Source organism: Pedobacter psychrodurus (assembly GCF_032678585.1).
Taxonomy (GTDB): domain Bacteria; phylum Bacteroidota; class Bacteroidia; order Sphingobacteriales; family Sphingobacteriaceae; genus Pedobacter; species Pedobacter psychrodurus_A.
Window position 1 is genome coordinate 1 of the sequence record NZ_JAVTSN010000033.1, and the last position, 13,746, is coordinate 13,746.

Annotated in this window: 6 protein-coding genes; 1 reads left to right on the top strand and 5 read right to left on the bottom strand. The window is 39.1% G+C overall.

The window, feature by feature from the left end; genetic code table 11:
* Window positions 1-81: 81 nt before the first annotated feature.
* Window positions 82-1,416, bottom strand: coding sequence for an MFS transporter (locus R2S57_RS19925; protein ID WP_316846698.1), 1,335 nt, complete (start codon window positions 1,414-1,416; stop codon window positions 82-84).
* Between the two features lie 36 nt (window positions 1,417-1,452).
* Complete coding sequence (locus R2S57_RS19930; protein WP_316846699.1) at window positions 1,453-2,787, bottom strand: APC family permease; 1,335 nt, start codon at window positions 2,785-2,787, stop codon at window positions 1,453-1,455.
* 344 nt (window positions 2,788-3,131) lie between these two features.
* Here R2S57_RS19930 and R2S57_RS19935 point away from each other — a divergent pair, with 344 nt between their 5' ends.
* Window positions 3,132-5,003, top strand: coding sequence for a DNA topoisomerase IV subunit B (locus R2S57_RS19935; RefSeq protein ID WP_316846700.1), 1,872 nt, complete (start codon window positions 3,132-3,134; stop codon window positions 5,001-5,003).
* Window positions 5,004-5,361: 358 nt separating this feature from the next.
* Here R2S57_RS19935 and R2S57_RS19940 read toward each other — a convergent pair whose 3' ends face one another.
* From R2S57_RS19940 to R2S57_RS19950, 3 genes are read right to left on the bottom strand one after another with little or no spacing between them, the layout of a single operon-like run.
* On the bottom strand, window positions 5,362-6,384 hold the full coding sequence (locus R2S57_RS19940; protein WP_316846701.1) for a YihY/virulence factor BrkB family protein: 1,023 nt from the start codon (window positions 6,382-6,384) through the stop codon (window positions 5,362-5,364).
* A gap of 7 nt (window positions 6,385-6,391) precedes the next feature.
* Window positions 6,392-8,707, bottom strand: a complete 2,316-nt coding sequence (locus R2S57_RS19945) for a BamA/TamA family outer membrane protein (RefSeq protein WP_316846702.1) — start codon at window positions 8,705-8,707, stop codon at window positions 6,392-6,394.
* Window positions 8,691-13,724 (bottom strand): translocation/assembly module TamB domain-containing protein, encoded by a 5,034-nt coding sequence (locus tag R2S57_RS19950; RefSeq protein ID WP_316846703.1) that lies wholly within the window; start codon window positions 13,722-13,724, stop codon window positions 8,691-8,693. Before R2S57_RS19950 ends, R2S57_RS19945 begins: the two co-directional genes overlap by 17 nt.
* Window positions 13,725-13,746: the final 22 nt, after the last annotated feature.

Here is a 13,746-nt window from a genome sequence, read left to right on the forward strand (position 1 = left end):
AAGATCGGATTTGTTTAAATTAGAACGCATGGAATAGGCATCAGCCATCCATGCGTTTTTTTATGATCATTAACGAATGGATTATTTCTCTTCCTTAAACCTGCTGAAAAACAAGAGTGCAATTAAACAAAGCCCGAAACCTACAATTCCATTTAGCCGTAGTCCGAAATCGTTACCTGGATCTTTACCATAAATGGTAAGCATGGCAAAAATGGCGATGCCCAGGGTTTGACCAAGTTTTACAAACAGGTATTTCACTGCGAAAAACATTCCCTCGTGATTTTCTCCTGTTTCCAGGGTATCTTTTTGGGCAATATCGGCTAAGATGGCCGTAGGTAAAATACCCAGTGCTGCTAAAGGAAATGAAGCTGATAATACCAGAATATAAATCTGTGTATGCGGACCAAAAGGTAACTTGCCTAAAAAGAAAATGGTTACAAAAATTAAACAGAGTACGCCAAAGGCAAGCAGTACAAAAGGTTTTTTGCCAATTTTTGCTGAGCCAAAATTAACCAAGGGATAAAATAGCAAAGAGGCCATTACCATGGCTCCCATAAACTTCCCACCCTCCGATTCTGGCAAACCCAATAAAACGGTACAGAAAAACAATAAACCGCTCGATATAATACTCAGTGCCGTGTAAAAAGCAAAATCAGATATGAGGTAATATTTAAAATTGCTGTTTTTAAAGGTACTCCTAATCGCGGGCCATAAAGGCACATGGGTAGGTTTGGCCACCGAAAATTCTTTTTCATTGATAAAGAAAACCGGCAACAACATCACCAATCCTGATAAAATACACAAGCCCCATATGGCAATCTGAATGGCTTCGCTGCGGTTGGCTACGTGAAAATGATCTTCAACCAGGTCGGCAAAGTTGTTGGTACAGGCCGATAGGATAATGCCGATTACAAAACCAACCTGCTGGTAACTCGATAACTTAACTTTTTGCCTTGGTGTATTGGTTACTTCGGCCAGTAAAGCGTTATAAGGAATAATATAGGTGGTAACCGATACAAAGAACAAACAGAGTGTAATGGTGAGCCACCAGGCATTATGCAGGCTCTCTGTTTTTTGGATGGGGTAGAACACCAGTGCGCAGAAAATCATCGCCGGGATAATGGCCAGTTTCATAAAAGGCATCCTGCGCCCGTTTTTATTGGTACTGGCATCACTCCTGGAGGCAATAAACGGATCATAAATGGCGTCAACCAATCTGCCCGAGGCAGCAATGATGGATAGGATATTAAATGCACCCAATAAAACAAGTTGTGGGACTAAAGGGGGTAAGCCTGCATTACTGGGCGGAAGATAGAAATAAGGAAGCATTACGATGATGATATTTGTCATCGTGCTCCAGCCAATCATACCTGCAGCATAAGCAATTTCTTGTTTTAAGGAGAGTGTTTTGTTCATTAATTTTTTAAAAGTGTTTTTTGAACCGTGAATAAACTATTTCTTAAACCATCTGCTTACAAAATAGATTGCCAGAAAGCCAACAAAAATATATAAACCATTTAATGCCGCATTCTGGTCATCAGCATAAATACTGAAGGCAACAAAAGTATAAGCGGCAATAAATATAATAGGCAATATAGGATATAAAGGAACAGTGTAGATGGTTTTTTTATCAAGATGTGCCGTTCTTTTTCTTAGGATAAAAATTGTAGCCGCCGAACTGGCCATACTGATGCTTTCTAAGAAAATGGTATAGTTTAAAATTTTGTCGAAGGTTTTGGCATAGAAGATAATCACCACGGCAATTAAGGTGAAGACCGTTAAGCTAATGGTGATTACCTCTGTTTTTTTGTTCATCCTGCTGAATATTTTTGGCAGGGCACCTTCTTCGCCCATGGCAAACATGGCTCTTGGGTTGCTCAGCAGGTTTACGTTTACATAACCCATTACCGAGAAAAAGATGATCACCGAAAGTGCATTGAATCCTGCAGGACCGAATATTTTTGAAGCCAATATTGCAGCGATGCTTTCGGCTGATTTTAGCTCTTCGAAACCAATTACTTTTACGTACACATAATTGATGGCCAGATAAAGGATTACAATAATGGTTAAGCCGATAATAATAGAACGTGGAATAACTTTTTTGGCTTCTTTAACTTCGCCACCAAAGTTGATGGTTTGGGCATAACCCGCATAAGAAAAAGAAACCGCAATTAAACATAAACCAAGCGCTTTTCCATAATCAGACCAGGTGGGCAAAGCTCCTGTAGCAGTTTTAAAAATTGGTGTAACCGTTTGTGTTTGTCCACCGAAAAATACGGCACAGATTAAAGTTAAAATCATTCCGATTTTTATCACCGTGAGTACATTCTGTGTTTTCGAACTCGCTTTTAAACCTAGTAGGTTAATGAAATAAAACACTAAAATGGTAGTAATGGCTATGGCCACCCGATAGGTTTCAGTTTGTTTATCAAGAGGTAAAATAATTTTGCTCAGGTATTCTGCACCAATAATGGAGATGGCCGCAACAGATGCTGCGCTTGAAATAATTACAATGCAATTAATGGCAAAGGCTATGGAAGGGTGATAAGCTGAAGAAAATATTTTATAATAACCACCTGTTACCGGAAAACGTGATCCGATTTCGGCATAGGTTAATGCACCACAAAAAGCCACAAAACCACCAATAAACCAGGCCAGGTAAAAAAGTTCCAGGATTTGTGCTTTGGCCGCGACATTTACCGGCGTACGAAAAACGCCCATCCCGATAACCAAACTCACCACAATCATGGATAAATCGAATAACGAAAGCTGTTTCTTTTGTTGCATTAAATAGGGTTTTGAATGTTGGGTTGAAGATAGGGAAAATTGGATGATTGAATGACAGAATGATTGAACGAGATAATGGGAAAATGATTGAAAGATGGGAATGGGTAATGCCACAACAACAAATGAACCAATGACGGATGAACTAATGAACCATCCATCGATGTTTGTATGTTGAAATTTTCTTTTGCGAGCCTCAGAGAATAAATCTATTATTGTATAATAATTCTGAAGAGTGTATTTGAAAACATTTATATTTCAATCATCAGGTTTATTTCTACAAATTCGTCATTGCTTTGCAAACCAAAAAATGCAGGGTTTTTCATTGGAGAACAGATAAATACAATATGGCAGAAGTAATTTATAACGACGACAGTATTCGTTCATTAGATTGGAAAGAGCACATCAGGCTTCGTCCGGGAATGTACATTGGTAAACTTGGCGATGGTTCTGCACAGGATGACGGTATTTACGTTTTGTTAAAAGAAATTGTAGATAACTCGATTGATGAGTTTGTAATGGGCACCGGAAAAACTATCGAAATTACGCTTTCCGAACAAAAGGTAAATATTCGCGATTATGGTCGTGGGATCCCTTTGGGTAAGGTAATCGATTGTGTAAGCAAGATCAACACAGGTGGTAAATACGATAGTAATGCTTTCCAAAAATCTGTAGGTTTAAATGGGGTTGGTACGAAGGCCGTAAATGCACTTTCTACCAGTTTTATGGTGCAATCGTACCGTGATGGAAAAACTAAAAAAGTAGAGTTTTCTAAAGGGGAAATTGTAACAGAACAGCCCATTATCGATACCACTCAACGTAACGGTACGGCCATTACTTTTTACCCGGATGAAACCATTTTCAGGAACTACCATTACATTCCTGATTTTGTAGAGAGCATGGTTTGGAACTATGTTTTCCTAAACACCGGTTTAACTGTAAATTTTAATAATCAAAAATATTTTTCAGAAAGAGGTCTTTACGATCTGCTTTCTAAATTTAACAAACCAGAAGAAATCCGTTATCCGATTATCCACATGATAGGACCGGATATCGAAATTGCCATGACCCACGGGCAACAATATGGCGAAGATTACCACTCATTTGTTAACGGACAACACACTACACAAGGTGGAACACACCAGGCGGCTTTTAGGGCAGCAGTAGTGAAAACGGTTAGAGAGTTTTTCAAAAAAGAATTTGATGCGGCTGATGTCCGTTCATCTATTATCGCCGCCATTTCGGTACGTGTACAGGAACCGGTTTTTGAATCGCAGACTAAAACAAAGCTGGGATCGCAGAATATGGGACCTGATGGACCTTCTGTTGCTACTTTCATCAATGATTTCGTTAAAAAAGAATTGGATGATTACCTACATAAACATTCAGATGTTGCTGATGCATTGTTAAAACGGATTATCCAATCGGAACGTGAGCGTAAGGATATTGCAGGTATTAAAAAACTGGCAAACGACAGGGCCAAAAAAGCATCGTTACACAATAAAAAACTGCGTGATTGCAAAGTTCATTTTAATACGACACACGAGAAGCGTTATGAAACTACCTTATTTATTACCGAGGGAGATTCTGCATCAGGTTCGATCACGAAATCGCGCGATGTAGATTGTCAGGCCGTATTTAGTTTAAAAGGTAAACCCTTAAACTGTTACGAGCTGACCAAAAAGGTGGTTTACGAAAACGAAGAATTTAACCTCTTACAGCACGCTTTAAATATTGAAGATGGCTTAGAAGGACTTCATTACAACAATATTGTAATCGCCACAGATGCTGATGTGGATGGTATGCACATCCGTTTGCTGATGATGACATTCTTTCTTCAGTTTTTCCCTGATCTGGTAAAAGCCGGTCATGTGTATATTTTGCAAACGCCACTTTTCAGGGTTCGAAATAAAAAGGAAACGATTTATTGTTATAGTGATGAAGAACGCAGAAATGCAATTGAGAAGCTAGGCAATAAACCTGAGATCACCCGATTTAAAGGACTGGGTGAAATTTCTCCAGATGAATTTGGTTTATTTATCGGAAAGGATATCAGGTTAGATCCTGTTATTTTGAAAGACCAAACGATTAAGAGTTTGCTGGAGTACTATATGGGTAAAAATACTCCAGATAGGCAACAGCACATTATCCGAAACCTTAGGGTAGAGAAGGATGAGGTACAGGAAGAGCCTAAAGTAATTACGGAAGAAGTTGCTTAGAAAAGCACTAGAGCGACCTTCCCTACAGACAGGCTTTTTGCGAATGGTTTCGTGGAGACGCGAATCGGGGCGATGGGAGTGGCATAGAAAAGAAGAGGCTGTCTCAAAAGTAAAAATGGTAATTACAAAACGGAATTAAATTTCGCGAACCTTGTTTTCAATCAAGTATATCATGTAAAAGTGGCTACTTTCAAATCGAAAATAGCCACTTTTGATTCCAAGCTTACCAGCTTTAGAATTTAATTTGGTGTTCTTTGTCAAAAAATGACTTTTGAGACAGCCTCTTCTTTGGTTTAGTGCATTGAAAAGGTCCTTCGACTACGCTCAGGATGACAATTTAGAGTGAATATTGATCGAATTATTCCTTTTTCACCTCAACCGTATCTTCCGGGTGCTGTGGTGGCAGTACATCTACTTTTTTCTCTACAATGGTAATCTTGGTAAATACGGCGTACTTACTAGGGGAGATGCCATTATCATATTTTTCGGCATAGGCCTGAGTAAATTCGGCTCCGAAGTAGAGTATGATGGAGGTATAATAAATCCACAATAAAATCACGATGATCGAACTGGCTGCGCCAAAAGCTGAACCTGGATTTCCTTTTTCGATATAAATCCCGATCAGGTATTTACCTAAGCTGAATAACACGGCGGTAAACAAAGCCCCTATGATAGCTGATTTCCAACGGATGATGACATCTGGTAATACTTTAAATATAATCGTAAAAACAGCCGTAACAGCGGCAAGGGTGATCACATTATTTAAAATGTAAAACAGGAGCTGCATGGTGTCATCTGCTACCGGAATAACCTTATCTATATCGCTTTTAGAAACCAGTGCACCCAGTTTATCGCCCAAACCTACGACCACGGTGTTAATCACGAGTGAAACCAGTAGTAAAAAGCCCATCGATACGATCAGTGAAAAGGAAAGCAATCTGTTGGTGAGCATTTTTAGCCACCCTTTTTTCGGAATAGCCTTTACCTTCCAGATGATATTGATGCTATCCTGTATTTCGATAAAAATAGCTGTAGCGCCGACAATTAGCGTACCTATACCAATAATTAAACCAATGGTAGATTGTCCGGATTTATTGGCATGTTCTACAAAACCCTGAATTTGTGTAGCGGCCTCTTTGCCAACCATTTCGGTAACCTGCCCATAAAACTGACCTCTTGTTTCCTCATTTCTTTGGTCGCCAAAAAACAGGGTAGCGGCTGATAGCATGATAATAATGAGCGGGGTAAGCGAAAAGATGGTGTAATAAGCTAAAGATGCACTGAGTTTTGTGATCCTATCCTCAATAAAACCTTTTCCAGCTGCAATAAAAAGATGGTAAAGCGCAATAAAGAAATCTTTGATCTTATGGATTACTTTCATCGAAAAATTAAAACGGATATCCTATCCCAATGTTAAAAATTAAATTCTGTTTGCGCCAATCTTTGTTGCCAAAGGCAATATCATCAAATACCCATCTTTGTCCATCTGGTAAGTAAGGCTTACGCACTGGGAAGGCTACATCTAAACGTACAACAAAAATAGTGGCATCAACGCGTAAACCAGCACCAGTACCAACAGCCAGTTCGTTTAGTGCATTCTTTAATTTAAAACCCGATCCAAGTCTTGCGGTCTCTGGTTTCCCAGGCTCACCAAGGTCTTCTTTCCTTAGCCAGATATTTCCAGCATCTACAAACAATGCGCCATATAACACACTTACAATTTTAAAACGGAGCTCGGAGTTCAACATTAACTTAATATCGCCCCCCTGATCGGCAAAAATGGCATCATCCGGAACTTTATAGGTTCCCGGGCCTAAAGTTCTGGCCGGAAAGGCCCTGATATCGTTACTACCCCCTGCAAAAAACTGTCTCACGAAAGGTAATGATGTGCTTTGGCCATAGGCATAACCGTAACCCAGATTTAACCTATTGGCCCAGATTAGGTTTTTATTGATCTTGTAATAATCTCTTAAATCGGCTTCTACTCTGATAAATTGCGAGAGTGGAACATTGAAAAGCGTGCGTTTACCTGCATCATTTTTAGGGACGAAAGCACCCCATACATTACCACCAGTTTCTAAAGCACCATAAAAATAGGTGTTATTTCTGCGGTTTTCTTCCATCTGATTGGTATAGGTAAAGTTATAACTGCTTCCAATAATCAATTGATTTTCTAAAGTTGATCTTAATAATGGATTTGCGTCGTATAAACTATCTCTGGCATTCGAATCCGGAAACTTTGTAGAAATGTAACTAACAGATATTGGATTAAAATTATGTTCTTTATAAATATTCTCTTTAAAGTTATAACCAAACTCACCTTTAAAAGCATTTAAAGTATACTCTGATCCCCGGTTTAACATCTGGTAAGAAAGTGATGCTATGGTTTTCGGGATAAAGGCTGTGGTGCTATTGGGTTTGTAAAAAGGAACAATAAACCTTGGGAAAGTCAGTTTACCCTCTGCTGTTAACGATAAGGAGTTTTTGCCTAAAGAAGTTCCTCTGGTTTGGGTTTCAAAACCGCCGCTCACACTAATATCCAGTTGTTCTGCATTTCTAAACAGGTTTCTGGTGGTTTGTGTCACCTTTACTTCTGAACCCACAAAATTGTTCGATTTACTCGTTCCGGTTACCGAAAAGGTTAATGAGTTTTTCTTTAAAGGGGTTAGGTAGATATTAAGATCGAGCTGGTTGTTTTTGAAACTGTCAACCGGTAAAAATTCTACCCTTACATCCTGAAAGGCACCCACATTCACCATGCGGTTTAACGATTGGTTATGGTCTTTACGGTTATAAAGTTCGCCTTTTTGGAAGAATACCAGGCGATCAAAAAGTCTCGGTTTAAAAGTGTTTTTATCATCGTAGATATTGAAATCGTTATATTCTAACGGTTTCAGTTTTCTTAAAGTGCTGTCTCTCCGTAATGAATATGCAGGATATATATTAATATTTTTGATGGTATAAGGCTTTAAACCTGCATCTGGTGCAATATCTTTCACCTTAACCGAAACATTAACGAGGTTTTTACCAATGGTACTATCAACCTGCATCAATAAATAATCAGGGCTAAAATAGAAATAACCGTTTTCTTTCAGGTCGTTATCAATTCTGATCCTTTCATTTTTATAGGTATCGATATCATAATAATCACCAACTTTTAGTAAGGTTTTGCCTTTGTTGGTATTGATGATTTTGGTTAAGACGCCCGAATCAGGAGGGAAGGTGATTTTATTGATTTTATAACGCTCGCCAGTAACAGCGGTATAAATGGCCTTTCCTTTTTTATCTTTAACCACGGTATCGCCAGTAACTTCAGCCTGCAAATAACCCTCACTAATCAAGTAACTTGATAAAACGTCGTTATTATATTTCAGTTTTACTTCACTCAATAGCACAGGCGGTTCACCCTGTCTGCGTAACCAATTTCTGAGTCCTTTCGGTTTTTTAGGTTCGCCAGCCAGGTTATAAATACCCAACTTAAACTTAATGCCCAAGAGTGATTTATTGGGACGAGGTCTGGTTTTACTTTCTAAATCGGCCTTAACCTGTTTTTCATCATCAATTTTACCTGAAGTATCGGGATTGATTTTTACTTCAGCACCGGTATACAGAATCTGTCCCGGTTTTAGGGATTTGGTACTGCTGCAGGCCGCCCAAACTAAACAGGCCAATAAAAATAAAAGAGGTCTAGTTAGTTTTCTCATCTTGTGCTTTCTGTTCAATGTTTCTTATTCTTCTAATTCTTTTCTTTTGGAATATTTCTTTAAATTTATTGTAATCTACTACCAGCGTAAAGCCCAAGCCTGTTTCAATAATCTGTCCCTGCACGATAACATCATTCTGATTTCTTCGGTAAGCCCTTAAGCGGTATCTTCCATCGGCAGAAAGTGCGTATTCAACATTTACGTTTCCGGCAATATTGGTCGATTTTTCTCCCGGTGCCTGTGGTCCCTCCAAGGCAAAAGAACTTCCAACGGTAACGGTTAAGCGATCGTTCAGCAGTTTTTTAGATAAACCTACCTCCAGATCGGTTTTTTGCTGCATCGAACCTGTCGAATAATCTTCTGATGAATTAACGCCAAAATTAAGATCTACACCCTGAATCAGATCAGAAGTTAAATTGTTCAACTGCTCTGTTAATAATTTACTAACACTCGAACGTGCAAGGGTAGAAACACCACCTCCGCCGCCAGCTAAACTTTGGAATGGATTGTTGGCAATAAACCTGTTTAAAGCCAATAGTGCAAAAACTTGTTTGTTCAGCTCACTTTCATCGCGGTTTACGTTGAGCAATTTGGTATAAACAATACCGCCCAGCGCGCCACGTTCGTTTTCTGGTAAATCTAATTTAAATGAGATAATCGGTTTTAAAAGTTCACCTTTCATCATTAAATATACCTGGAAAGGCAATTTTGTTTTAGCCTGTGTATTAGATGGATCATTAATCAGGTCGATAGGAGCCGCGTTAACCTCGTACAATGCACTCAGGTTAACATTTGCTGTTGTTGGTTCGCCTGTCCAGATGATGGTACTTCCTTTTACCAGTTTAAATGCTTTTTTGCCCAATGGACCAACCGATAGGTTATAAGAACCGTCAATAATTTCGTAACGCCCTGTTAAACTGATTTTACCACTTGGATCCATCGTTGCATTTAAGTTCGCATCGCCTTTTACATTCAAGGCATCACCGTTTGATGGATCTACCACCACATTCAGTTCAGCTTCAGGATCGATAGTTACCGCGGCAACAAGATTGATGCCCTTAACAGGAGATTTACTGATGCTATCAACCTTTAAGGCTTTCTGTCCGTTAAAAGGTGGCGCATCTGCATCGATAAACTGCACAATGCCATCCTGGTCGATAATAGAAGGATCACTTGACGGAAGTGCGAAGAAGAATTTTGTGCCTTTATTTACCTTGATGTTCATGTTCACATCAGGTTGGTTTAAATCTCCACGTACCTTAATATCACTGGTTAAAAATACCGTACCATAAATCATATCATTATCGGCTGCGGTAGAGTTAATCGCCCTGAAATTGTTCATCCTGACATCTAAACCGAAGCGGTAATTTTTAAAATCAGTAGTATATACTTTTCCGTTAATCGTCGCTTTTTGATTTAAAGAATCGATCAGCGTAAAGTTATTAAAGCTGATGCCTTCGTTTGTAAACGAAATCTTCTCATTCGGCATACGGAAAAATGAGTTTACATAAGCCACATTAAAGCCTGCATTATTGAAAGTTAAATCGCCCAGGATCTTTGGCGCCGTTAACGCACCTTTAACGGTTAATTCGCCGGTTAAGGTACCGGTGCCACGCCTAAGCTGACCGGCAGATAAACTTTCGATGTTTTTCATTTCGATCTTGTCGATGTTTACCCTAAGGTCTAAGGCACTCTGTGGTGCGGTATAGTAGAAGCCGTTAACCCTTAATTCGTGTACACCGGTTAAGGCTACATTTACTTCAAAGGCATTTTCAGTATTGTTGTTTACAGCTAAACGTAAAGTGCCCAACTGGTCTTTTTGATAGCGTAACTGATCGATGGTGAGGTTGGCTTCGAATTTTAGTGTTGATGCCAGATCTTTAACATTTGCAGTTCCGTTTAAGCGGCCACCAACCAAAGTGGTATCGGTTTCTGCAAACTTGGTTAAGGTTTCCAACTGGAAATCTTTAAAGGCTACAGCCAATGGTGCATTAGGCTCGGTAGGGTTGCTGTTGATGGAAAGTGACTGGCCGCTGTTGCTGATCTGGAACTGGTTGACCAAAATTCCTGAGGCACCAAACTGGATGTAATTGTCTTGCGAAACCACCCATTTTTGATAATCGAGCAATAGTTTTTGAGGATCTAAAGTGAATTTGAAATCTTTATTGATCGACTGGAAAGTACCGCCGATAACGTATTTGTTCTTCAGCTGTCTATCGCGCAAAAAGATATTCACGCCTAAATTGTTATTTGCTGCGTCGCCACTCACTTCGGTATTGAAGAGTGCAATTGATGGGCTTTGCAAGCTTTTTACGGTTAAACTATAATCTAACTTATTATTATCGTTATTGATGTTTAATACAGTGGTATCTACTTTGAAATCGCCATACACCACCTGCGGGAAATTACCCTTGATCTGTAAGCTGTCTTTTTGTGTATCTATTAATCCGTAAAACTGCGATTGTTTAAACACGGTTAACTGTGGTACAAATTCTTTTAACAGTTTAGAATCGTAAACCTGTACAAAAAACCTCAAACGCTGATCGGGAACTTTGGTTACAGTACCAAAGGCATAGTATTTATTGATCTGGTTGATAATGGCACCACCTAGCTTTGATAATTGGTATTTACCATCCAATTTTGCCGATAAAATTTCTGATTTTAAAGTCAGTTCGTTTTCGGTAGCGGTTGATTTTGCACGGATGGAAATCGTATCTACATTGATTCTCTGTTTGTCTTTTACCAATTGTAGTCCGGTAACATCAACCGAACCATTTAAATAATCGGCATCGGCGGTGGCCAGATCTACTTTAACCACACCTGCCGCGCTTAAAACGGTAGGACTAAAATTTAGTGCCTGTAAGTTTACCTGTTTTAAATTCAGATCGGCTTTTACGGCCGGATATTTACCTGCCATATTTACTTTGGCATCTAAATTAAAGTTGGCATTGCTATCGGGCATGCTGCTTTTAATGCTGATGTTCTGGTTGCTGTAATTTCCGGCAAGGCTTAAATTGCGGTAGGTGTATTTGTTGTAATAAGCGCTGATTACTTTTGCATTAAACTTTGCATTGATTTTTTTAGGATCAAGACCTGTACCTGCTACATTTGCCTTAACCGAAACGCGACCAAGTTTTGGCTGCATTTTTAATAACCTGCCCACATTAAAGTTGTTTAGGCTGATATCCGCTTTATAATTTTCTTTACCCTTTGGCCCTTTCATTCCCGCCACAACAATTGCACCACCCATATCGGTATTGATATTTAAGTTGGTGTTAAAATCGGTCATAGAGCCTTTAAAATTACCTTTCGCATCAATTACGTTTGGCAATTCGATGGAGGGCGGCAAGGATTTTTTAGGTACGGCAACCAAAATATCGCTTTTGGTAACGTGCAGCTTTTTGATATTTAAATCGAGAAAAGTTTTCTTGATATCAGGCAATCCCTTTGCTTTTCCGCTGATGTCGATCTGCGTGTTTTTTAACCCGGTAACCTGCAGTTTTGGGATGTTCAGGTTATTCAGAAAGCCATCCATATTGGCAGTTATTTTTATTTTTTCGTTGCGGTAATTGGCGGGTACGGCATCGCTGAAAAAACCAGCATCCTTTAAACCAATGGTGGTATTTTTTAGGGCGATATTCAGTTTAACGCGTTCCGGATGTTTGGTTAAATCCTCCATTGAGGTGAAATTTAACTCCGTGGCATTTTCAATTGAGGTATTTGGTGTTTTCAGGATAAAATTGCTCAGTTTGATCTGTTTGTCGTTATACACGGCATCACCACGTAATTCATCCAGCACAAAACCGCTTTTCTCTTTTAACGAGCCATTTTTAACATTGACCTTGATGCCTGCCGCGCTATAGTTTACATCACTCGCACCTAAGTTGAGCTGATCGATTTTAAGGTGGTTAAAGTCCATGCCCTTTTTGGCAGGTTTAGCGCCCAGATTATCAAACTGTACCTGGTTATCGGCAAGGCTGATGTTTTTAATGATCAAACCCAAAGGTGATTTTTCGGGAACTACGGTATCCTTAACTTTCTTTAAATCGTTGCTCGGCGCAGGTTTAAAAGCAAACAGGATGTTCGATTTGTTTAAATGAGCGTCATCAACCGAATATTTACTGTTGGTTAAATCCACTTTTAGGTTTGCCAGGCCCAGATCGTTTACATTAGCAATAGCTTTGGTGGTGGAAATCTGATCGTCGTAATTTACTTTTACATTGCTGAAAACGAAATTCTGTACTTCGATTAATGGCAACTTGCCCTGTTCTTTCTGCGTACTGTCTACACTGTTGGTAATATGTTGAACCAGTTTAACAAGTGGTTTCTGCTGTAAATAGCGCAATGAAGTATTAACCAGACTTAATTCTTTAATCACATAATGCTGATTGGCCAGATCGAAATCCTTGATTTTGGTTTTAAAGGCACCCAGGTATAATTTAACGTCATTTCCGGCAACGTCATCGCGGTAATTGATACCAATGTCTTCAAAAGAAACTTTATCCACCGAGAACTTCAGGGTTGAGGTGGTATCTTCTTTTACTTTTTCTTCAGGTTTTTTCTGATCGCTGGCAAAGGCATCAACCAGGAATGAAAAATTGAATGTGGTATCGGGCGTGATGCGTTTTACATTTGCGCGTACATTTTTTAGTTCAATATCATTGATCTCGACAGTGTTTTTTAACAGCTTGAATAAACTGATATCTACTGCGAATTTTTCGGCATATAATAAGGTATCGCCCTTGCGGTCTTCGATGTAGAATTTGTTCAAGACCACGTCTTTTGGCAAAGCAATTTTGATACTTTCCAAACTTACTTCTGTCTTGGTTTTGTTTTTAAGGTAGTTTATGGCCTTGCCTTTAACAAAATTCTGAACGGCCGGGATATTTAAAGAAAGCGCTACACCTACCACCAGGATGATGATGGCGGCAATTACCCATAATATAATTTTAAGACTTTTGCGTACGTATTTATTCAAAGCTAAGGGTGTTTGGTGTTTGATAAATGCTAAAAGCATGCCATTAAAATTAAATTTAAGG